At 63.9% G+C, this 21,238-nt stretch carries 17 protein-coding genes and 1 tRNA gene; 10 read left to right on the top strand and 8 right to left on the bottom strand.

What is annotated here, in order from left to right; translation table 11 throughout:
• Positions 1–30: 30 nt before the first annotated feature.
• Positions 31–2,127, bottom strand: coding sequence for an RNA polymerase sigma factor RpoD (rpoD, locus tag ACO06O_RS02595; RefSeq protein ID WP_421875975.1), 2,097 nt, complete (start codon positions 2,125–2,127; stop codon positions 31–33).
• Positions 2,128–2,182: 55 nt separating this feature from the next.
• Entirely contained in the window at positions 2,183–4,084 is a 1,902-nt protein-coding gene (gene dnaG / locus ACO06O_RS02590) for a DNA primase (protein WP_421875973.1), read from the bottom strand.
• A 214-nt stretch (positions 4,085–4,298) separates the two neighbouring features.
• On the opposite strand from dnaG, the gene ACO06O_RS02585 reads away from it, so the two are divergent.
• The 6 genes from ACO06O_RS02585 to ACO06O_RS02560 all read left to right on the top strand — a co-directional run bounded on the left by ACO06O_RS02585 (position 4,299) and on the right by ACO06O_RS02560 (position 10,726).
• Positions 4,299–4,586 (top strand): hypothetical protein, encoded by a 288-nt coding sequence (locus tag ACO06O_RS02585; protein ID WP_420418093.1) that lies wholly within the window; start codon positions 4,299–4,301, stop codon positions 4,584–4,586.
• A 119-nt stretch (positions 4,587–4,705) separates the two neighbouring features.
• Positions 4,706–4,782, top strand: a tRNA-Gln gene (locus ACO06O_RS02580).
• 257 nt (positions 4,783–5,039) lie between these two features.
• Positions 5,040–5,309 carry a hypothetical protein gene (locus ACO06O_RS02575; RefSeq protein WP_421875971.1) on the top strand — a complete coding sequence of 90 codons (270 nt, stop codon included), beginning with the start codon at positions 5,040–5,042 and terminating at the stop codon, positions 5,307–5,309.
• Between the two features lie 104 nt (positions 5,310–5,413).
• Positions 5,414–9,589: an ATP-binding cassette domain-containing protein gene (locus ACO06O_RS02570; protein WP_421875969.1), complete on the top strand. Its 4,176-nt coding sequence runs from the start codon at positions 5,414–5,416 to the stop codon at positions 9,587–9,589.
• Positions 9,577–9,816, top strand: coding sequence for a hypothetical protein (locus ACO06O_RS02565; RefSeq protein ID WP_421875967.1), 240 nt, complete (start codon positions 9,577–9,579; stop codon positions 9,814–9,816). Before ACO06O_RS02570 ends, ACO06O_RS02565 begins: the two co-directional genes overlap by 13 nt.
• Positions 9,809–10,726 (top strand): GNAT family N-acetyltransferase, encoded by a 918-nt coding sequence (locus ACO06O_RS02560; RefSeq protein ID WP_421875965.1) that lies wholly within the window; start codon positions 9,809–9,811, stop codon positions 10,724–10,726. The genes ACO06O_RS02565 and ACO06O_RS02560 overlap by 8 nt, the downstream gene beginning before the upstream one ends.
• A gap of 46 nt (positions 10,727–10,772) precedes the next feature.
• Here ACO06O_RS02560 and ACO06O_RS02555 read toward each other — a convergent pair whose 3' ends face one another.
• From ACO06O_RS02555 to ACO06O_RS02530, 6 genes are all read right to left on the bottom strand, one after another.
• Positions 10,773–11,042 carry a hypothetical protein gene (locus tag ACO06O_RS02555; protein ID WP_421875962.1) on the bottom strand — a complete coding sequence of 90 codons (270 nt, stop codon included), beginning with the start codon at positions 11,040–11,042 and terminating at the stop codon, positions 10,773–10,775.
• Positions 11,043–11,152: 110 nt separating this feature from the next.
• Positions 11,153–11,422, bottom strand: coding sequence for a Nif11-like leader peptide family RiPP precursor (locus ACO06O_RS02550; protein ID WP_421875960.1), 270 nt, complete (start codon positions 11,420–11,422; stop codon positions 11,153–11,155).
• A 110-nt stretch (positions 11,423–11,532) separates the two neighbouring features.
• Positions 11,533–11,802, bottom strand: a complete 270-nt coding sequence (locus tag ACO06O_RS02545) for a hypothetical protein (protein WP_421875958.1) — start codon at positions 11,800–11,802, stop codon at positions 11,533–11,535.
• Positions 11,803–11,989: 187 nt separating this feature from the next.
• Complete coding sequence (locus tag ACO06O_RS02540; RefSeq protein ID WP_421875956.1) at positions 11,990–12,256, bottom strand: hypothetical protein; 267 nt, start codon at positions 12,254–12,256, stop codon at positions 11,990–11,992.
• A gap of 221 nt (positions 12,257–12,477) precedes the next feature.
• Positions 12,478–12,855 (bottom strand): Nif11-like leader peptide family RiPP precursor, encoded by a 378-nt coding sequence (locus ACO06O_RS02535; protein ID WP_421875954.1) that lies wholly within the window; start codon positions 12,853–12,855, stop codon positions 12,478–12,480.
• 25 nt (positions 12,856–12,880) lie between these two features.
• The gene (locus ACO06O_RS02530) at positions 12,881–13,933 is read right to left on the bottom strand and encodes a helix-turn-helix domain-containing protein (protein WP_421875952.1); all 1,053 of its coding nucleotides are present in this window, start codon (positions 13,931–13,933) and stop codon (positions 12,881–12,883) included.
• Between the two features lie 255 nt (positions 13,934–14,188).
• Here ACO06O_RS02530 and ACO06O_RS02525 point away from each other — a divergent pair, with 255 nt between their 5' ends.
• Genes ACO06O_RS02525 through ACO06O_RS02510 form a run of 4 tightly spaced genes read left to right on the top strand, consistent with a single transcriptional unit; the run spans position 14,189 to position 21,235 of the window.
• A complete protein-coding gene (locus ACO06O_RS02525) occupies positions 14,189–15,466 on the top strand; it encodes an NHLP bacteriocin system secretion protein (RefSeq protein WP_421875950.1) in 1,278 nt (425 codons plus the stop codon).
• A gap of 3 nt (positions 15,467–15,469) precedes the next feature.
• Positions 15,470–17,662 (top strand): NHLP family bacteriocin export ABC transporter peptidase/permease/ATPase subunit, encoded by a 2,193-nt coding sequence (locus tag ACO06O_RS02520; RefSeq protein WP_421875948.1) that lies wholly within the window; start codon positions 15,470–15,472, stop codon positions 17,660–17,662.
• A 6-nt stretch (positions 17,663–17,668) separates the two neighbouring features.
• Positions 17,669–20,665: an NHLP bacteriocin export ABC transporter permease/ATPase subunit gene (locus tag ACO06O_RS02515; RefSeq protein ID WP_421875946.1), complete on the top strand. Its 2,997-nt coding sequence runs from the start codon at positions 17,669–17,671 to the stop codon at positions 20,663–20,665.
• An 18-nt stretch (positions 20,666–20,683) separates the two neighbouring features.
• Positions 20,684–21,235, top strand: a complete 552-nt coding sequence (locus ACO06O_RS02510) for a cyclic nucleotide-binding domain-containing protein (RefSeq protein WP_421875944.1) — start codon at positions 20,684–20,686, stop codon at positions 21,233–21,235.
• The last annotated feature ends 3 nt before the right edge of the window (positions 21,236–21,238 follow it).

Raw genomic sequence — 21,238 nt, 5'->3', positions numbered from 1 at the left:
CGATCCTGAGGGACAGCATCGTTCGAGCGATCAGTAATCCAGGAAGCTGCGCAGTTTGCGGCTGCGGCTCGGATGTTTCAGCTTCCGCAGCGCCTTCGCCTCGATCTGGCGGATACGTTCGCGGGTGACGCTGAACTGCTGACCGACCTCTTCCAATGTGTGGTCGGTGTTCATGCCGATGCCGAAGCGCATGCGCAGCACGCGTTCCTCACGCGGCGTCAGCGAGGCCAGGACCCGCGTCGTGGTTTCGCGCAGGTTCGAATGGATCGCGGCGTCGGACGGCAGGATCGCGTTCTTGTCCTCGATGAAATCGCCCAGATGGCTGTCTTCCTCGTCCCCGATCGGGGTTTCGAGAGAGATCGGCTCCTTCGCGATCTTCAGGACCTTGCGTACCTTTTCCAGCGGCATGGCCAGCTTTTCGGCCAGTTCCTCGGGCGTCGGCTCGCGGCCGATCTCGTGCAGCATCTGGCGGGAGGTGCGGACCAGCTTGTTGATCGTCTCGATCATATGGACCGGGATACGGATCGTGCGGGCCTGGTCGGCGATCGAGCGGGTGATCGCCTGCCGAATCCACCATGTCGCGTAGGTCGAGAACTTGTAGCCGCGGCGGTATTCGAACTTATCCACGGCCTTCATCAGGCCGATATTGCCTTCCTGGATCAGGTCGAGGAATTGCAGGCCGCGGTTGGTGTATTTCTTGGCGATGGAGATGACGAGGCGCAGGTTGGCTTCGACCATTTCCTTCTTGGCGCGGGACGCTTCGCGCTCGCCCTGCTGCACCGTCGAGGTGATGCGGCGGAATTCGGGGATCGGCATGCCGGCTTCGTTCGCGATCTCGGAAATACCGGAGCGCAGCTCTTCGACCTTGGCGGCGTTCTTGGCGGCGAATTTGGCCCAGTTGTTGGACTTGTCCGCCATTTCCTCCAACCAATTCGGGTCCAGTTCGCGACCGAAATAGCTGTTCAGGAACTCTTCGCGGTCGATCTTGCTGTCCAACGCCAGGCGCAGCAGCTTGCCTTCCAGCGTGATCAGGTTCTTGTTGATCGAATACAGTTCTTCGACCAACTGCTCGATGCGCATGTTGTTCAGGCGCACCTCGTCCATCAGCTGGATCAGTTCCTTGCGGTGCTTGTCATAGGTCCGCTCGGTCGAGCGGGACACCGCCTCGCCGCGCTGCATGGTCGACACGCGCTTGTCCTGGGCACGCTGCAGCTTGGCATAGGTCGCCGAAATATTCTCGAAGGTCTCCAGGACCGTCGGCTTCAGCGCCTGCTCCATGGCGGCGAGGGACATGTTGTTTTCTTCATTGTCCTCGTCGTCGCCGTCTTCGCCGCCGGTATTGGCAGCCGGCTCGCCGTCCTCGGCGTCGGCCTTCTGCTCTTCCGGTTCGGCTTTGGCGGCGGGTTTCGCGGCCGTTTCGGACGCGCCGTCTTCGCCGTCGTCTTCCCCGTCGTCCTCGTCGTCGTTCTGGTTTTTCTGATTGCTTGCCTTGACCTCTTCGACCTCGCCAGCCTCTTCATCGCCGGTTTCGATGTCGGCCATATCGTCGGCGTCGGGGCCGGAGGACATGGTGGCGTCCAGATCAATGACGTCGCGCAGCAGGATCTGGGCTTCGACCAACTGGTCGTGCCAGTCGGTGATGGCGCGCATGGTCAGCGGGCTTTCGCACAGCGCGCCGATCATCTTTTCGCGGCCGGCCTCGATGCGTTTGGCGATGGCGATTTCGCCTTCGCGGGACAGCAGCTCGACCGAACCCATTTCGCGCAGATACATGCGCACCGGGTCGTCGGTGCGGCCGACTTCGTCATCGGAGATGTTGCCGGCATCGGACGTGCTGGCCTCGCCGCGCTCTTCGGTCGGGCGCGCTTCGTTGTCGCCGTCCTGCTCGTCGCCGTCGACGACGTTGATGCCCATGTCGTTCAACATGGTCATCACGTCTTCGATCTGTTCCGACGACACCTGCTCCTGCGGCAGCGCCTCATTCAGCTCGTCGATCGAGATGAAGCCGCGCTCCTTGCCTTTTTGAAGCAGTTTCTTAACCGCGGAATGGGAGTCCTCGAGGACCGGACCGTCGCCTTGTTCTTCGGTGTTCTCGGTCGCTTCGTTCGATTCCGCTTTGGTCGCCATATTGCCCGTTTTCCTTCCAACGCCGCCGCACCGCCCGTGAGCGCGGCCGCAATGATCAGTAATCTTCGCCATCGTCCGACAGCCCGGCTCCGAGCCGGCCCTCGCCGGCGTCGACCGAGCGCCGGAGCGCTTCCAATCGCAAGTCCCGCTTGTCGGCCGCCGTGCCTTCCTCCCCCGGAAGTCGGCCGGCCGTCCGGTATTCCCCCACCAAAACCGACTGCTGACCGATCAGCAGAATATGTTCCAACAACCGCCGGGCCTCCAGCGGTTCGGCGCCGGCCTTGGCCTGCGGCGCCAGTCGGAACACGTCCGGATGGGTAACAGCAGACAAAGGCGCTTCCGCCCCACCTGCGATCAAGTGGTGCGTAAGCGCCTTCGGGTCAAGCGTATCGCCCGCTAGGGCGCGTTTTTGAAGTTCCGCGCGCAGCTTGTCAAGGTCGGGGTCGAAGGCGATGCCGTCCAGGGCCTCGTCGAACTCCTCGATCAGGGCCGGATGGTTGACCAGGGTGGCCAGCACAATTTCCTGACGGCGGCGTACCAGACGCTTCGACGCGGTCTCCAGAAGTTTGCGGCCGAAGGGCTGTTCCGCCTGAGGTCCGCGCGCGTCATTTCGCGTCGCCCGCATCTCGCGGATCGCCTGACGCCGCGTTTGCTTCAGGCGGGTCTGGCTGTGTTTCCGGTGCAATTGCCACAGCTTGTCGCGGAAGGCGCGCTGATACTCTTTACGGACGAGTTCATCCTCGATCCCGCCGATCAGTTGGAACAGGTCCGCTTCCAGCCGGGCCCGGCGCTCCGGCGTATCCAGGCGCACGCCGTCGCTTTCCGTCTCGAACAGGAAGTCCGACAAGGGCTGCGCCTGTTTGATCAGCGTATTCATTTCCCGCGCGCCGCCCGGCCCGTTGACCAGACTGTCGGGATCGTCGCCTTCCGGCATGAAGGCGAAGGACAGGCTCTTCCCCGGCTTCAACCCCGGCAATGCGCGTTCGCCGGCGCGAATCGCCGCCTTCTGACCGGCCACATCCCCGTCCAGGCATAGGACCGGCTCGTCATGGAAGCGCCACAGCTCGGCGATCTGATGTTCGGTCACGGCAGTGCCCAGCGGGGCGACGGCGGCGACGAACCCGGCCTGCCACAAGGCGATGACATCCATATAGCCTTCGACCACCAGCAGCGGCTCGCCCTGGCGCGCCGGTTCGCGGGCGCGGTCCAGATTATAGAGCGTGCGCGACTTGTCGAAGAGCGGCGTGTCCGGGGAGTTGATGTATTTGCCGACCCCGATCGCCTTCGCGTCGCCCATAAATCGGCCGCCAAAGGCGATGGGCCGCCCGCGCCGGTCGTTGATCGGGAACATGATGCGGTTGCGGAACAGGGGGTAGGGGCTGCGCCCGTCATCGGGCTTCCGGTACAGACCGGCCTCGATCAATTGCGGCATTTCGATGCCCTGCGCCTTGGCGGCGGTGGCCAGAGATTCGCGGTCGTCGGGCGCGAAGCCCAGGCCGAACGTCTCGACGGTCAGTGCCTCCAGCCTGCGGCTTTTCAGGTAATCGCGCGCCTCGCGCCCGGCGGGGCCGTCGAGCTGCTTTGCATACCAGCCCGCGGCGAAGGCGACGACATCGGTCAGATCCTTGCGTTTCTCTTCCCGGCGGCGCTCCTCGGGGGAGGATTTCGGCACCTCCATCCCGGCGAGGCCGGCCAAGGTCTCCACCGCTTCCGGGAAACTCAGCCCCTCGACCTGCATCAGCCAGGAAAAATGATCGCCATGCTCCCCCGACGCGAAACAATGATAGAAGCCCTTGTCGTCGCGGACATGAAAGGACGGCGTCTTTTCGTTGGAGAAGGGCGACAGGCCCCACCAATCCTCGCGCCCCCGTTGTTTCAGGGACACCCGCCGCCCGACAAGCTGCGTCAGCGGCACGCGGGCACGGATTTCATCCAGAAAGGGCTGCGGAAACGCCATGGCGAAAAAGGAACCGTCAGTCGTAAAGAAACGCGCGCCGGATAGCGGTCGCGCAGCATATCGGATGCCAGGGGTCTCGTCATCCGTCGCCTCGCGCCGAATGACCCTGGGAGCATAGCATCTCCGCTGCCGTCACGGAACCGTAACCGAAGCCGGGTTAGCTATCGCCCGCGCGTCCGGCCGGTCGCGCTCCGTTTCGAAGGGGATAGCCGCCATGGCCACTTTTACCGCCCGCCTGGTCGACGCCAAGACCGGCAATGAAGGCTCTTACGATTTTGACGGCCCGGACGATCTGATGGACCGCACGCCGGTCCGTGTCGTGCGCCACTTCATGGAATTCGTCGACCAGACGGTTCTGCCGAGCCAGCATGTCGATTACGAATTGAACGCCGCGATGAAGAACCGCGAGCGCCGCATCGTCACCGCGATGGGGGACCTGCATTTCGAACATGGCGAAGATCCCGCCCCGTTCATGTTGATGATCGCCGCCAAGCGGGAATAGTCCGCACGTTTCCTAGGCTTGGGGGGGGCGGTAAAAATCGCGCGGGCCGGGGTCCAATAGCATCTTGCCCATTCCGGACGCCCCGATTAGATTGCGCCCCATCGCAAGACCAACGCGATTGGGGCGTGGCGAAGCGGTTTAACGCACCGGTTTTTGGTACCGGCATTCCTAGGTTCGAATCCTAGCGCCCCAGCCATTCTCTCGACGATCTCAGCAAAATCTAAGCCCTTGATCGGCCGGCATCCCGCGATTCCGGGCCGGACCCTGCGACGCCGCGCTGACTGGCAGGCAGTATGTCAGACGGACGGGCATCGCTGCTGGAACGCCTGAGCAATCGAATTTGCTCCGGCGGATATTGCGGGTAACGGTGAAGTCCGGCGACGCTGGTGGTCTCATGCCGCCCGCGCAACGGCGCGGCGACTTGGCGACACCCTCAACCGATTGAGTCAAAAGATGCCCGCCGAACTCAACCAGAATGTTCTCAAGTTTCGCGCCCTCGCTGATTCGAACGCGTCGTTGCAGCGTGAGTTGTCTGAGCATTTCAAGGGTGACGCCTGGGATCCCGGCGCGGTCGTGGCGCTTGCCGCCGCTCACGGTCTGAGCTTTTCGAAAGAGGAGCTGATTGCGGCGTTCGAACAGGATGATGCCTTGTCGGATTTCGAGCTTGAGCTCGTCGCTGCCGCCGGTGTGGCACCGAACTGCGGCACCGGCAACAATGTCTGACCCTGTGTCGGAGGCGACCGGCTTTTGACGGTCCGGTCGGAACGGTGGGCGAATAGCGCGGCCGCTGCCGGCAGGTCGCCGTTCTTTGCCTGTATGGACAGCGGATGAAACCTGTGCCCCTGCATTTCCAGACGCAGTCTACGGAATGCGGTCTGGCATCCATGGGGATGATCCTCGCCCATTTCGGCCGCCATGTAGAGCTGGACACGCTGCGGCGGATATCCGGTGTGTCCCGGGATTGCGTCGACGCCAAGGACCTGCTGCGCATCGCGGATCATTACGGCCTTTCGGCACGGGTCGTGCGAACCGAGCCGGAGCGGCTGGGCCGTCTTGGCTTCCCTCTGGTCGTCTTTACCGATTTCATCCATTTCACCGTGGTGGAGGCGCTGGACGACCGGACGGTTCAGATCGCCGATCCGGGCTTCGGGCGTTACACCATGCCGAGGGAGGAGTTCGACGAGAGCTTCACCGGCGTGGCGCTGTCCTTCTCGCCGGGCGACGGGTTCGTGCCGGGGGGGCGCGCGATCCCATTGTGGCGGCGTATCCTGCGGCAATATCGGCATTGTCCCCCCGGTCTTCTGATAGCGGCCTTCGTGACGCATTGTGTCTGGGCCGTGCCGCTGCTTCCCGCGCTTCTCTATCTTCCTCTTTCCGGCGGCGGCGCGGAGGCGACATGGATACCCTGGGGGTTCGCCGGGCTGGCCGGGACCGGCGCTGCCTTGGCCGCGTCCGCCTGGGCGTCGTCACGGGCGGAGGACCATTATTGCCGGAACCGGCTGACCGGCATGGCCCGTCATATCCTGACGCAATCCCACGCCTTCTTCGTCTATCGGGTCCACGCGGTGATGGCGCAGCGCGTCGGGTCCCACGATGCCGTTGCGGAGATGCTGTTCCGCAAGGTCCTTCCCGCCGTCGGGGCGCTTCTTGCCATCCCCATGATCCTTCTCGCGCTCGGCTTTGTGCATCTTCCCACGGCTCTTGCGGTAGCCGGCCTGGCAGCCGCCCATGCCGGTCTCAACTTTGCGGCGGACCGGGCGGCGGCGATGCGCGGGCGGGCGCGTCAGGACGACCGCGACATTCACTGGATGAAACTGTCCCACAGCCTGGAGAACTTCGAATCCTTCAAGACAAGCGGCGGCGACCGGGAATTCTTCAACCATGCGATGGGGCTGTGCGCGCGTCGGCTGGATGTCCGGCAGCGCGTCGGCCTCTTCAAGCTCGGTGCGGAAGCGTCGGCGGATCTGGTCTTCTGGCTCATGCTGCCGGTTCTCGCGTTGACCCTGCAGGTCTGGCCGCTGACGCCGGGACGCGAGACGGAAAGCCTCATTTCCATCTTCTGTCTGCTTGCAATGCTGCACCTGCCGCTGCGGGCCGCTTCCACATTGCATGGGACCTTGGATACGCTGCGCATCTCTCTGCCGGCGCTCGACGATCTGAACGACAGCGCCTCGGAACCGGCCCCGCCAAAGGAAGGCGCGCGCAAAATTGCAGGCGGCGCGGCACTCCGCGTTCGCGATGCGCGGTTCGGCTTCTCTCCGGTGAAGCCGCCCCTGTTTGAGCGGATAACGGTATCGGTCGAACCCGGGGAGTGGATCGCGCTGACCGGCCCGTCGGGCGGCGGCAAATCCGCCCTGGCCGCCCTGATGATCGGCCTGCATCAACCCTGGACAGGAGACGTCCTCCTTGATGGCGTCCCGGTCCGGGACATTCCGCCCGCGGACTGCGCGCGCCGGATCGGCTGGCTGGACAAGCATCCGTTCTTCGCGCCCGGAACGATCCGGGACAATATCCGGCTTTGGGACGAGACACTGACGGAGGCGGATCTTCGGAACGCCGTCGCGGATGCCTGTTTGGACGATGTGATCGCGGGCCTGCCCGACGGGCTCGACACGCCCTTGACGCCGGGCGCCGGCAACATCAGTGGCGGCCAGCGGCAGCGCATCGAACTCGCACGGGTCTTGGCGCGCAACCCGGGCCTGATCGTGATCGACGAGGCGACCGACGGGCTCGATCCCGACACGGAGCAGCGCCTGTTCCGCAATCTTCGGCGGCGCGGGACGACGGTGCTGATGATCAGCCATCGCGCGTCGACCATCGCCGCCTGCGACCGGGCGCTTCGGTTGTCGGACGGACGTTTGGAGGAAGCCGGGGCCGAAGAACGGCAAGCGCGGCCCCTGAAGCATGGCACGAACCCCTTCCAGGCCGGGGATGCCGATGCGGTCGATCCCGGGGCAATGCCGCTGCGCGATCCGGCCGCGCTGACATTCGCATTCGAAAGCGTGGCCACGGCGTCGGGCATTCCGTCAGTCGTCGTCTCGCGCCCTGGCGGCGCTACGCTGCGGGCGGCGTTGTTGAATATGGCGCGGCAGAACCGGCTGATGCTCCGTCCGATCCGCTTCGTCGTGGCGGATTGGTGGCAGCGGGACTGCGGACCCTTGATCGCCTTCACGAAGCAGGATGGCCGGCCGGTCGGGATCGATCGGGATGCGTCGGGGCGATGGCACATCCTCAATGCGGACGGTAGCGCGGGGCCGCCGGTGGACCCGATGGACAATCTGATACCGGCCGCGTATCGGCTCTATCCGTGTTTCGCTCCGGCCGCCGTTCGGGTCCGCGACTTCTTTCTGGCCCCGCTGAAACCGATAGCGGGGTGCCTGACGGAGGGCCTGATCGCCGATCTGCTTTTGGCGTTCCTTCTGGTCGGCGCTCCCATCGGGGTTTACGCGCTCTTGTCCGTCGGTGCACCGCCCTTGGCCTGGATCGGGGGGGTCGCGCTATGGGCGGCTGGCGTGTTGGTCCTGTGCGGCACGAGGCTGGCCGCCGGTCACAGGATCGAGGGCGTTCTGGAACTGTCGGCGCATTCCGCCCTCTATCAGCACCTGATGCGCATCCAACCGCTGTTCATTCAAGGTCACGCACCGCAGGAGGTGAACCGAAGCCTGCAGGCCGTCCCCGAACTGCTCGCCCTCCTGCGCGGGGGGGCTATGCGGCGGCTGGCGCTGGGGTTCGGGACCGTAACCTGCCTTGCCTTTGTCGCCTGGGCTGCGCCGGACCTGACCGGGCTTGCCTTGTTGCTGATGCTGCCTTTCGCCCTGGTGCCGGCCGGACTGGCCGGGTTGCGGTCGCGCCCGGCCACCGCCTTGCTGAGCCGCCGTCCGGCCGGCCGGGTTATTCTGGCTGCCCTGATGAAGAACGCGGCCAAGCTGCGGCAGTCGGTGCGCACCGAACAGGCGCTCGCCGAATGGGCGCGGCTGGTCGATGCCGAACGCGGCCCCGCCGGATTGGTGCGCCGATGGGAGGCGGCGGCAGACGCCGCGTTGAACTGGTACGTCCTTGCCGCGGCCGGTTTGTTCGTGGTCGCGGTCCTGCGCGATGTGCCGGAATCGCCCCTGCAAGCGGCGACGGTGTTGGGCTTCCTTCTGGCCGCCATTGCCGCACGGCAGGCATCCGGTGCCTTGTGCGAGATCGCAAATGCCCGGCCGGCGCTGCGCCGACTGCGCCTTCTTGCCCAGGCCCCGGTCGATCCGACCCCGGTGGCTTCCCTGGGGGACAGAGAGGGGGTGAATGACGGCAGCCTCGACCTCGTCCGTGTCCGCTACCGGTATCCGACCGCGCTGCGGCCGGCGGTCGACGACGTTTCCCTGCGCGTCGGGCCAGGCGAGATCGTCGCGCTGACCGGTCCGTCGGGCTGCGGGAAATCCACGCTGTTGCGGCTCGTGCTCGGCTTCCACGCGCTGGAGGGCGGCGAGATCCTGCGCGGCGGGGCCGGAGCGAAAGAATTGGATATCTCCACCTGGCGTGAGGAGATCGGCGCCGTGCTTCAGGACGACGAGTTGGAGCAGGCGATGACGATCCGGGGGCATATCGGCGGCGAGGTTGGTTTTACCTTGGCGGAAATCCGCGAGGCGGCGCGAATGGCGCAGTTGGAGGCGGATCTGGATGCCATGCCCATGGGCATTCAGACGATCGTCGATTCCGAACGCATTTCCACCGGTCAGAAGCAACGAATCCTGATCGCGCGGCGGCTGGTCCGGAAACCGAAGTTGCTGATTCTCGACGAAGCGACGAATGCCCTGCCCGATGCCATGCAGGCAGAGATTTTCGGCGCGATCCGTGCGCTCGGAATCACCTGCCTTGTCGTGTCGCATCGGGCCAGCGCCCTGGCGCTGGCCGACCGTGTGTATCGCATGGCGGAAGGCAGACTCGTCGCGGAAAAACCGGCGGGCCCCCTTCCAAAATCGGATGTAGTTTCTGAAAGGAGCCCCGAATGGACGCCTTGAAGTTCCGTAAGCGGGCGCTGTTCCGGCAGCAGGCCGTCGATCACTTCACCGGCGTGCATGGGCAGGGCACGATGCCCGAACTGCTGCATCCCGGTCGGCGGCGGACCTTGAGGGTGTTGCAACTCGCTCTGGCCCTCGGCGCCGCCCTGTGGGGGACGTTCGCTCTGCTGTCCGTATCCGATGCCGGGGCATCCGGCCGGACGGCAACGGAGGTGCGGCATGATTAAGATTGGACCCGTCCACGGCGCGGATGCCAAGGCCTTCGCGGCACTGACCTATCCGCGCTTCCGGGAACTTCTAGGGGCCGAGTCGACGGCTGATGGGACGGGCCGCCGTGTTACCTCTATCGGCGCGATACTGGAGGGACGGCCGGTCGGTCTCGCCCTGTTGCGTCATCGGGCGGCGGGTGGCGATGTCCCGGGCGAAACGCGGATGCTGTCGATCATGGTCTCGCGGGGATACCGGCGCCGCGGCATCGGATGGGGATTGATGCAGCATGCCATTTCGGCGGCACGGGGCGCAGAGTCGAGGAAGCTGACCGCCTATCATTCGAACCGGACCCGCGGTCGGGAAGTCTTTGAAGCCTTCTTGGGGGCATCCGGCTGGACGCCCCCGAAACTCGCGGAGTTTCGGCTGGGCGGCCATGCGGATTGGACCGAAAAGCTGACGAAAAGCTGGGACCCGATGATGCGGCGCCTTGCCGGTCTTGGATACGCCGCCGAACCTTGGGAAGACATCACGGATGAAGATCGTGCGGTCGCGGACGCGCTGGTTGGGGACAGGGAATCCTTCAACTACCGGACCTTCGAACCGCATATCGATCCTGCGATCTCGCTCGTCCTGCGCCGCCATGGGCGTCTGGTCGGCTGGATCTTCGGCGAGAGCCCGGAAACGGAGGGCTATCACCATTACACCAACGGCTATGTCGTCCCGGAACTGCAGGCGTTGGGTTGGGTCGTCGCCGGCTTGCACGATGTCTGCCGGCGGCAGGCCGAAATCTACGGCCCGAAATCGATCGCGGTTTACGAGACCGTCGGCGAGAACGCGCGGATGATCGGCTTCATGAAGCGGCGCCTCGTCCCGGCCGGGCCGCTTTGGGTGGACGAGCGATACTCCAGCGCCCTGGCGCTGGAGTAACAACTCTGAAGGCGGCAACCCGATTGTGATATTCGTCAAATGACGATTATGCGTCTGTGTTGACGCATTCATTCGGCATAGCGGCGGCGACCAGCTCGAGTTCGAAATCCGACAGTTCGTCGTCCTCTTCCACGATGGAAACGAGGTCTTCCGTCGAGAATTCGAGCCCGACCTTGCGGCCGATCTCAACGATCGCCTCGCTGTTCCAGGCACCGTTGCCGACATGCTGCGCCACCTCAGCCTGAAGCATGGGGTTGGTGTCGACAAGGGATCGAAATTTCAGGACATTCGCCTGCCCCGCATCATTAACGGTCATTCAAACCTCCTATAGTGAGACATGTTCGGGACCTCTCGCATATCAAGAATGCCTGTCCCAATTCAGCCGCCCAACAAACCGAGACCGAGCCGGTCTCAATCGTTTAGCGATTAGACGTCATTGCCGTAGCAGTTCGCAGAATCGGCGGCGGCAACCAGTTCGAGTTCGAAGTCCGACAGCTCGTCGTCCTCTTCCATGACGGAAACGAGGTCCTCCGTCGAGAATTCGAGCCCGGCCTTTCGGCCAATCTCGACGATTGCGGCACTGTTCCAGCCGCCGTCGCCGACATGTTGCGCCACGTCCGCTTGAAGCGCGGGGTCGGTGTCTATGAGGGAACGGAACTTAAGTACATTCGACGTTCCTGCATTGTTATCGGTCATTCAAACCTCCTGGCGTGAAATATGTTCGGGACCTATCGCATATCAAAAATGCCTGTCCCATTTCGGCCGCCCAACAACCCGAGACCGGGCTGGTCTCAATCGTTTAGCGACTAGACCTTACCGTCGATGCAGTTCGTGGCATCGGCGGCGGCGACGAGTTCAAGTTCGAAATCCGACAGTTCGTCGTCCTGGTCCATGACCGCCTGAATGTCCTCGGCCGAAAAATTCAGGCCCCGGGCTTGCCCGATCTCGACGATCGCGGCGGCATTCCAGGTTCCGTTGCCCACATGGCGTCCGACATCGGCCTGCAGGGCAGGGTCCGAGTCCACGAGGGATCGGAACTTCAGGACATTGTCCTGTCCGGTTGTGTGTTCGGTCATCACTTCCTCCACATAAAATCTCAGCAACTGGCCGAATTGGACCGGTTCCCGAACGACGCCCCTCTATTGAGATCATCTGTGCGATTGGCGGAAAGTGGCCATGCCCAGACATCCAGAATGGCTTGCGTCCGGATTTCAGAATGTGGGGATACCGTACTTCGGCGGGTTGGTTCGCTGCGCGCCTTGTTTAGGCACCGTCATCATTGCAGGACACGCCCGCCGCCGCGACCAGTTCCAATTCGAAGTCGGAAAGCTCGTCGTCCTCGTCGAGAACATCGACAATGTCGTCGGCACTGAAATCCAGACCCTTGGTGTGCGCCAGATCGACGATGGACGCGGCGTTCCAGGTCCCGTTCCCGACATGTTGCGAAACCTCGGCCTGAAGGTTGGGATCGGAGTCCACCAGGGACCGGAATTTCAGAACATTCGCATGCCCAGCAGCGTGATCGGTCATCATTCTCTCCACATTGTACCGGCCGAAGGTTCGTCCAAGCCGGACGCGATCGGCGCACGCCCTCCCAATGGCAGGGAAATCATCGCTGTTCGGAGATGTAGCGACCATGTCCAAGCATCCAGAAGACGTTGCTTAGTCGTGCCCGGCCCGAGGCCGGTTCGAACAGGCGGGAAAAGGGGCCGACGGATCGGTTTCCGGGCCCGAACAACCACTGTCCTGATTTACAGGCCGTCGTTGCCGCACTGCGTAGGGCCACCGGCAGCAGCCACAAGTTCCAATTCGAAATCCGACAGTTCATCGTCTTGATCTATGACGGTTTCGATGTCGTTTGCGGTGAACTCCAGTCCGTGATCGCGCCCGATCTGCACGATGGCGGTGGCGTTCCAGCTTCCGTTGCCGACATGCTGCTCGACATCGGCCTGAAGCGCCGGATTGGTTTCCAGCAGGGATCGGAATTTTAGGACATTCTCTTGCCCGGCAGAGTTATCGGTCATCAATTTCTCCAGTTTCTTTGGCTGGGGACGGTCCATGTCACGCGTCTCCGGGTTTTGCCCTCCCAAGGCGTCGCCACTATCGCCCCTGACCGGCGCGATACCCATGCCTCAACATCCAGAACTGGTTATGTCACAGTTCTCGGATCCAGGATGCGAAGCGCTGCCGATAGTGTTGTCCCAATTCGTCATCCTGCGCGTCGGTCGGATACGTGTCCAATGCCTCGCGGCGGAAGGCGCTGGGGCTGACGCCGAAGCGTTCCTTGAAGCTGCGGCTGAAATGCGGCTCGCTCGAAAAGCCGCAGCGGAAGGCGATGGAACCGATGGCGAGTTCACTGAAGATCGGGTTCGACAGCATGCGCATGCTCTTGACCATGCGGCGTTCCCAGAGATAGCGCGAGACGCCTTCATAGGGCTTGAAGATGCGATAGAGTTGCGATCGGGACACCCGGAACATGGTGCATAGGAGATCGGGCGACAGGGCCTCTTCTATATGGGCGTCGATATACCGGAAGATGGATTTGGCCAGGCCGGAGGATACTTCGGGCGACAGATCCTCACTGAACTGGCGCTGCGACAGCCAGCATTCCATCAGGCCGATTGTGCCCTTCAGCGTAGCGCCGGAATCCTGCACCGTCATGTCGCCGACATTGTGCCAGATCGATTGCAGATGGCTTGCTAGAAGCCGGATGACCGGGCTGGTACTCGGCAGGCGGCGGGCGTGCAAACGGGCCAGTATGTCCGACAAGGCGGGATGCAGTTCGCGCGGCAGAACCAGCGTTAGGTTCGAGAACTCGGTCGTTACCATGCTGTGCGGCTGATCCAGATCGATGATCAGCATATCGCCGGCCTGGATCGTCTCGCCGTCGCGCGTGTGGCCGCCGCCATGCAGGAAGACCTGGATCAGGAAGTGTTCCATCTCGTCCCGCGCGACACGCTGTTCGGAACGCTCAAACAACTGTGCATCGGCCGTGGTCACACCGAAGACGGTGCCGGCCATGCTGCACGCGTCGATCCGGGCGCGGACGACATCTTCCTGGCGACCACCGTCGGCCGCCGACAGGTCAAAGAAGACCCCGATATTCTCGCGCCAGGCGTCCAGCCTGTCCGCCGCGCCGAAACTCTGGGTGTCGAAACTCAGCCGAGGCACCGGAATGGGGGCGTTTGTGTCGATAATCTGGTTCATGCGTGCGCGGTCGGTTCACCGAGAATGTGGATCATCGAATACAATATCAGGTCTGTTGTGAAGGTGGTCTGAAAAATATCCGACAGGCCGGTCTGGCATGTTTTTGAAATTTCCGAGCAACTCATTTGGCACATACAGTCAAACGTGGCCGACCGCCAGGCCCCGGCGTGGTGATAGAATCTGCCGGGATTGCAATAAGATATGCCTGATCGCTCCGGTACCGTACCACGGCGAATTGGGCTGGCGGCGGGACAAATGGCACGTCAGATTTTTCGCCAGGCGGCACTGGATAGGCTGTCGTCGCCCGAGCAACTGGACCGGATCGTGCCGGTATCCGATCCGTTCGGCTGGGTCACGCTGTCGACCCTTCTTTTGGTTGTTACGGCGATTCTCAGTTGGGGGATCTTCGGACATATTCCCGATCAGGTTGCCGGCAAGGGCATCTTCGTGACCTCGGGCGGGCGCATCCTCGACGCGATGGCGCCGTCCGACGGCACCGTGACCGCGCTTCTGGTCGCGCAGAACGGGATTGTCGAGAAAGGCCAGGAAATCGCCGTGATCGAACAGGACGCGTTGCGCCAGGAGTTCGAAAGCGCGGGCGAGGTGCTGGCCGGAAGACTGCGCGAACGGGAGGTCATCGAGCGCAATTTCGACCAGGAAATCGCCTTGAAGACCGGCAATTTCGACAAGCAACGTGCGGCCCAGGAAGGGATCATCCGGGCGGCGCAGGCGCGGGCGGACTCGCTGTCGTCCGGATTGGAGAAACTGGAGGCCCTGGCGGCCAAAGGCTATGCGACGCGCGATCAATTGGATGCCAAGACCGCCGAATTTAACGCCTCCCTGCAGGATATCAGCGCGGCCCGGAACCGTATTCTGGAACTGGAATCCGAGATTCTGACCCTGCGCACGGCCCATACCAGGAACCTGACCGAGATCGATCTGCGGATCGACGAAGCACGGCACCGCATCCGGGAACTGGAGGCCCGGCTGACCAAGGAAGCGCGGGTTCTGGCGCCCACATCGGGGAGGGTGACCGAATTGAAGGTCTTCGAAGGCGCGGTGGTTCGGCGCGGCGCGGCAATCGTCAGCATCGCGACGGATGGCCAGGTGCTGCAGGCGATGATGTTCGTGCCGACGGCAGACGGCAAACGCGTCGTGCCCGGCATGACCGTCCATCTGGCCCCGTCTACCGTGAAGAAAGAGGAATTCGGCGCCCTGATTGGCCAGGTAATCGAAGTGTCCGATTATCCGGCGACGCGCGAAGGGATGTTGAGCATCCTGCAGAACGACCAGCTCGTCGCCGCCTATTCCGAGGAAGGTGCGCCCTATGCGGCGCGTGTCGACCTGTTGCCCGACGCCGACGCGGCCAATGGCTATCGCTGGACGTCCGGTCTCGGCCCGCCGGTGCCGATCACCGCGGGGACCACATTGGAGGCGGAAATCACCGTGTCCGAAGATCCCCCGGTCAATCTGATCGTGCCCTTCATCCGAAAGCATACCGGTATCGGGTTCTGGTCCGGCTGGGCCTCCTGAATCATGGGCGGGGAAGCGGAAGGGACCAGAAGGCGTAGCCCGCGCCGCCCGTTCCGGGGCCGGGCCCGAACGCCCACCGTGTTGCAAATGACCGGGGTCGAATGCGGTGTCGCCTGTCTGGCCATGGTGCTTGGCTATCACGGTCGCTGGGAATCGATCGACGCGCTGCGGGTGGCGGCGGGGGTGACCCGCGACGGCAGCAAGGCGAGCAATCTGCTGAAAGCCGCGCGCCGGTTCGGGCTGTCGGCCAAGGGGTTCAAGAAAGAGCCGAAGACCCTGACCGACCTGCCGGTGCCGTCGATCATCCATTGGAACTTCAATCACTACGTCGTGTTCGAAGGGATTCGGCGCGGCTATGCCTATATCAACGACCCGGCGTCCGGCCCGCGGCGCCTGCCCCTGAACGAGTTCGGCGAGTATTACACCGGTGTCGTTCTGGCCTTCGAACGCGGTCCGGATTTCCAGCGCCAGGGTGGCCGGTCCAGCCTTGTCGGCATTCTGGCGCGCCGCCTGCGCTCCTCCCGGTCCGCGCTGGCATTCGTCGTCCTGACCAGCCTGGCCCTTGTCATTCCGGGGATCGCCATCGCGGGCTTCTCCAAAATTTTCGTCGACGAGATCCTGGTGGACGAGAAAGAGAACTGGCTTGTACCGCTGGTCATCGGAATCGTTGTCGCGGCCATGCTGCGCGGGGCCTTCACCTGGCTCCAGCAGCGCTATCTGCTGCGCCTCGAAACCAAGCTGGCGCTTACCATGGCATCGCGCTTTCTGTGGCGGCTGATCCATCTGCCGGCGTCTTTCTTCGCGCAGCGGCATGCGGGCGATCTATCCGACCGGATGGCGGCGAACGACCGGATCGCAATGCTGCTTTCCGGTCAACTGGCGACGAATGTGATGAATCTGGGGATGGTCGTCTTCTACGGCCTCGCCATCGCGGTTTACGATTGGATGATGTCGGCGGTCGGTTTCACGCTCGCGGCCGCGAATCTCGTCCTGCTGAAGGTCCTGTCCCGCCGCCGGGTCGATATCAACCGCGCGCTGATGGCCGACGGCGGCAAGCTGGTCGCGGCCACGGTCGGCAGCATCCGTTCATCCGAGAGCCTGAAGACCAGCGGCATGGAGAATGACGCGTTCCGGACCTGGGCCGGCTATCAGGCGAAGATGCTGGATTCGCAGAGAGTGATCGGCCTGACCAATGTCCTTCTGACCGCGTCGCCCGTCCTGACCGGCGCGCTGACCACGGCGGCCATTCTGGGGATCGGCGGCATGCGCGTCATGGAAGGGGCCCTGTCGATCGGCTCCATCGTCGCGATCCAGTCGCTGATGCTCAGCTTTATCACGCCGATCGGCGCCCTGGTCGATCTGGGTGGGCAGTTGCAGCGCGTGCGTGGCGACATCGCGCGTCTCGACGATATCGAGGCGAACCCCATGCCCGCGCCGCCACCGCCGGAATCGGAGTGGCGCGGGCCGCCGGTCCTGGACGGGCAACTGACATTGACCGATGTCACCTATGGCTACAGTCCGTTGGACCCGCCCCTGCTGGATGGAATTTCGCTGACCGTCGCGCCGGGCGCACGGGTCGCGCTGGTCGGCGGGTCGGGCAGCGGCAAGTCGACAATCGGCCGGATCGCCGCCGGTCTGTTGGAACCCTGGAGCGGCACCGTCGCCGTTGACGGCCATCCCATGGAGATGATCCCCAGACATGTCCATGCCGGGTCCGTCGCCTATGTCGATCAGGATATCTTTCTGTTCGACGGCACGGTGCGCGACAACCTGACCCTCTGGGACGACGACGTCCCGACCCAGGATCTGACACGCGCTTTGGGGGACGCGGAAATCCGCGACGACGTCATGGGGCGGTCCGGGCAGCTTGACTGTCATGTCGAAGAAGGCGGGACCAACTTCTCCGGCGGGCAGCGCCAGCGGCTGGAGATCGCACGGGCCCTGACGCAGGACCCGCGCATTCTGATCCTCGATGAGGCAACGGCGGCGCTGGACACGGTGACGGAAAAGGCGATCGACGACAATCTGCGGCGGCGTGGCTGCACCTGCCTGATCATCGCCCATCGCCTGTCGACGATTCGCGATTGCGACGAGATCATCGTCCTGTCGCGCGGCAAGATCGTCGAACGCGGGACCCATGACGCTCTGATCGCCGCCGACGGCGCCTATGCCGCCCTGATCGCGGACGAGGGGTGACGCGGCATGGACCGGACGCAGTCCCAGCACCACCGGGCGAGGAGCCCCTTCGCCCCATCCGTAGAAGAGATACGAGAGGTCGGATCGAACAATCCGATCCTTCTGGTCCATATCGGCGACGCGATACGGGTCGCCGAAGGTCAGGTCGATGTGTTCGCCGTGGAGGTCGAAGGCGAGGGCGCGGCCGGGAAGCGGTATCCGTTGTATCGGGCGCGGGCCGGGGATGTCGTGATGGGCCTGCAAGGCATTGCGGCCGCGGCCCCGTTGGCGGAGGAGGAGGGGCGGCGCTTCGCTCTGCTGGCCGTCGGCACGGTCGGGACGCGCGTCCAGGTCGGCTTCGATATCGCCGGTCTGGAACCGTCGCAAATGGCGGAACGGCTGGACCGTTTCGTTGCCGGCCTGTTGCGGGGTATCGAACAGGGTCGGCCGACATTGCGCGAAGTGGTGGTGGAACCGGGCCTTGCCGGCAATCTGAAGCAGGGCGAGGCAGCATTCGCAACCGGCCGCCGGCCGATCTGGCTGAGCTGCGGTTCGGCGGGCGGCTCCGAAGGGGGGCTGCTGTTGCAGGGGCGGGCCGGATCCGGCGCCGACTACCTGCCGGTCACGGCGTCTTCCTGGGTCAGTGTCTCCGACTTCCGCGAGTTTGAGGCGTCCGATTTTTCGGCGCTGATCGCGCTCGGCCGCTGGCAGGCGGCGCTGTCCGGGTTCCTGACCGCCTATCAACCGGCGTTGGCGGAAATCCTGTCGGCGTTGGACGCTGCCGCCCGGCGGCGTCTCGAAAGGGCGGTGTCGGCGGACTCGGCGGCCCTCGACCGGTCGATCCGGGACCTTGCGGCGATGCTGGGCCGATCCGCTTTCGATCTGTCCGATATCGATTTCGGTGGCGACGGTCTGCATGCCGCCTTTCGTGTCGCCCTGCGGGCGCTGGGGGTCGACCTCGGCGACGCCCCGCGCGCCCCGCCGGCGCGCCCCGGTATCGATCCGGTGGAGAACCTGGCGCTGACCTATCGCGTTCGGACGCGCAAGGTGTTGCTGCGCGAACGGTGGTGGCGGCACGACAACGGCCCCCTGATCGGGTTCTTGGAGCAGGGGGGCGAGGCGGTCGCGCTGGTTCCGGATAGGGACGGCCGCTATGTCATGATCGCTGGAACGACGGGACGGCCGGTTCCGGTCGACCGGTCCGTCGCGGACCAACTCTCCGCCGATGGGATAATGGTCTACCGTCCGCTGCCGTCGTCCATCGCGTCGCTGCGGGATGTTCTGTCCTTCGTGCTGCCGTCCTTGAAGTCGGATTTCCGGCGTATCGCGCTGATGGGCCTGTGCGGCGGTATCATTGCGGCGATGACGCCGGTGCTGACCGGTTACCTGATTGAAACCGTGCTGCCGCGCGCGGACTATCCAGGCCATTTCCAGATTGTTCTTGCCCTCGTCGTCGCCGGGATCGGCGCTGCGGCGTTTGAGGCGGTGAAGGTCATCGCGCTGCTGCGGGTCGAGGGGCGGGCGGATCTGATCCTGCAATCTTCGCTGTTCGACCGCCTTCTGCGATTGCCGACGCATTTCCTGAAACGCTTCACGACGGGCGATCTGACCGACCGGGTGCTCGGCGTGCAAACGGTCCGGCAAACCCTCAGTGGGACGACGGTGCAAAGCCTGCTGGGCGCGGTCTTCTCGGTCTTCAGTCTCGCTCTGCTGTTCTATTACAATTGGCGTCTTGCCATCCTGGCCTTCGGACTGATCGTCCTGTCCGCGTTGGTCGTCGGTTTCCTGGGCCACCGTCAATTGATCCATGAACGGGCCCGTATCGCCCAACAGGGCAAGGCGGAAGGATTCGTCCTGCAGGTCCTGTCGGCGATCGGCAAGTTGCGCGTCGCCGGGGCGGAGAAGCGTGCCTACGCCAGATGGGCCGGCCTCTATGCCGCCCAGAAGCGGTGCTTCGTGCGGGCACGGGCGCTGGCCAATATTCAGACCGTGTTCCAGTCGATCTTCCCGGTTCTCGCGACGGCGGTGATATTCGCGGTGACCGCCGTCGTCCTGGAAGAGGCGGCCAAACAGCAGCAGCTCGACATCATGACGGCCGCGATCGGCGAGGAGCAGGACGAGCTGATGTCGACCGGCGACTTTGTCGCCTTCAACGCGGCCTTCGGGCAACTCATGCTGTCGATCACGACCCTGGTGACGGCCCTGACGCGGGCGCTGGTTGCGGTTCCGATGTTCGAGCGTCTGCGGCCGGTGGTCGAAGAGCCCTTGGAGGAAACCGATACCGCCCGGGCGCCGGTTCGACTGCGGGGCGGGGTGGAGATCAACCATGTCAGTTACCGCTATGCGCCGGACAGCAAGCTGGTGCTTGACGATGTCAGCCTGTCGATCGACGCAAATGAGTTCATTGCCATTGTCGGACCGTCGGGCAGCGGCAAGTCGACCCTGGTGCGGCTGCTGCTCGGTTTCGCGGAACCGGAGGCGGGGGAGGTTCTGTTCGACGGCGTGCCGCTGCACAGTCTCGAACTGTCCTCCCTGCGCCGCCAAATGCAGGTCGTGCTTCAGCACGGCCGGCTGTCGGGCGGCAGCATCTTCACCAACATTGCCGGCAACGCCACGCTGACCGAGGAAGATGCCTGGCGTGCCGCGCGCATGGTCGGTCTGGCGCCGGATGTCGAAGCCATGCCGATGGGCATGCACACCGTTGTGACCGAGGGGGTGAACACCCTGTCGGGCGGTCAGCGTCAGCGCCTGCTGCTGGCCCGTGCCTTGGCACAACATCCCGCGATCCTGGTTCTGGACGAGCCGACCAGTGCGCTCGACAACACGACGCAGGACTTGGTGATGAACAGTCTGCGGCTTCTGACCGGAACCCGGATTGTGATCGCCCACCGGCTGTCGACGGTGCGGCATGTCGACCGGATTGTGGTCATGGATCGCGGCAGGGTGGTTCAGCAGGGGCGGTTCGATGCGCTGCTGGCCGAAGGCGGGCTGTTCGCCGAAATCGCCAAGCGGCAGATAATCTAGCAAGAGGGCAAGGGTAACATGCGCAAGGTTCTCGTAATCCTCGGTCAATTGAAGGACACGGACGCGGAATGGATGGCGCGCGCCGGGGAAAGGGTGAAACACGAAGACGGCACCGCCCTGATCCGTCAGGGCGTCCGCAGTGACAGCATCTATTTCCTGCTGGATGGAAAGCTCCGCGTCGAGGATGAGAAGATCGGCGTCATCGCCAGGCTCGGCACGGGCGAAATCGTCGGTGAGATGTCCTTCGTCGACGATTCGCCGCCGTCGGCGACGGTGGTCGCGGACGGGACCGTCACCGTTCTGCGACTGTCCCATTCCGAGATCGAACGCCGCTGTCAGGAAGACCCCGCTTTCGGCATGCGCCTCTACAAGGCCCTGTGTTTCTTCCTGGCGGATCGTCTGCGCGGCACGGTGCGGCGTCTCGGCTACGGCGAAGCGGCGACATTGGACAGCGACGAGGTTCTCGAGGACGAACTGGACGAAAAGCTGCTCGATCAGGTTTCCCTGGCGGGCGCCCGCTTCGACCGCATGCTGAAGCTGCTGTCCGGAGCTACCTCCGTTCAGGGTTAAACG

Origin of the sequence: Pacificispira sp. (assembly GCF_965228185.1) — a bacterium.
Lineage (GTDB): Bacteria > Pseudomonadota > Alphaproteobacteria > UBA8366 > Aestuariispiraceae > Pacificispira.
This window is presented reverse-complemented; position numbering and strand designations above follow the sequence as displayed.

What these genes read in the sequence shown, in the direction of transcription:
- ACO06O_RS02525 (WP_421875950.1), top strand. Translation starts at nt 14,189, where the DNA reads ATGGCACGTCAGATTTTTCGCCAGGCGGCACTGGATAGGCTGTCGTCG.
- rpoD (WP_421875975.1), bottom strand. Translation starts at nt 2,127, where the DNA reads ATGGCGACCAAAGCGGAATCGAACGAAGCGACCGAGAACACCGAAGAA.
- ACO06O_RS02560 (WP_421875965.1), top strand. Translation starts at nt 9,809, where the DNA reads ATGATTAAGATTGGACCCGTCCACGGCGCGGATGCCAAGGCCTTCGCG.
- ACO06O_RS02585 (WP_420418093.1), top strand. Translation starts at nt 4,299, where the DNA reads ATGGCCACTTTTACCGCCCGCCTGGTCGACGCCAAGACCGGCAATGAA.
- ACO06O_RS02565 (WP_421875967.1), top strand. Translation starts at nt 9,577, where the DNA reads ATGGACGCCTTGAAGTTCCGTAAGCGGGCGCTGTTCCGGCAGCAGGCC.
- ACO06O_RS02550 (WP_421875960.1), bottom strand. Translation starts at nt 11,422, where the DNA reads ATGACCGATAACAATGCAGGAACGTCGAATGTACTTAAGTTCCGTTCC.
- ACO06O_RS02570 (WP_421875969.1), top strand. Translation starts at nt 5,414, where the DNA reads ATGAAACCTGTGCCCCTGCATTTCCAGACGCAGTCTACGGAATGCGGT.
- ACO06O_RS02535 (WP_421875954.1), bottom strand. Translation starts at nt 12,855, where the DNA reads ATGGGTATCGCGCCGGTCAGGGGCGATAGTGGCGACGCCTTGGGAGGG.
- dnaG (WP_421875973.1), bottom strand. Translation starts at nt 4,084, where the DNA reads ATGGCGTTTCCGCAGCCCTTTCTGGATGAAATCCGTGCCCGCGTGCCG.
- ACO06O_RS02540 (WP_421875956.1), bottom strand. Translation starts at nt 12,256, where the DNA reads ATGACCGATCACGCTGCTGGGCATGCGAATGTTCTGAAATTCCGGTCC.
- ACO06O_RS02510 (WP_421875944.1), top strand. Translation starts at nt 20,684, where the DNA reads ATGCGCAAGGTTCTCGTAATCCTCGGTCAATTGAAGGACACGGACGCG.
- ACO06O_RS02545 (WP_421875958.1), bottom strand. Translation starts at nt 11,802, where the DNA reads ATGACCGAACACACAACCGGACAGGACAATGTCCTGAAGTTCCGATCC.
- ACO06O_RS02555 (WP_421875962.1), bottom strand. Translation starts at nt 11,042, where the DNA reads ATGACCGTTAATGATGCGGGGCAGGCGAATGTCCTGAAATTTCGATCC.
- ACO06O_RS02515 (WP_421875946.1), top strand. Translation starts at nt 17,669, where the DNA reads ATGGACCGGACGCAGTCCCAGCACCACCGGGCGAGGAGCCCCTTCGCC.
- ACO06O_RS02520 (WP_421875948.1), top strand. Translation starts at nt 15,470, where the DNA reads ATGGGCGGGGAAGCGGAAGGGACCAGAAGGCGTAGCCCGCGCCGCCCG.
- ACO06O_RS02530 (WP_421875952.1), bottom strand. Translation starts at nt 13,933, where the DNA reads ATGAACCAGATTATCGACACAAACGCCCCCATTCCGGTGCCTCGGCTG.
- ACO06O_RS02575 (WP_421875971.1), top strand. Translation starts at nt 5,040, where the DNA reads ATGCCCGCCGAACTCAACCAGAATGTTCTCAAGTTTCGCGCCCTCGCT.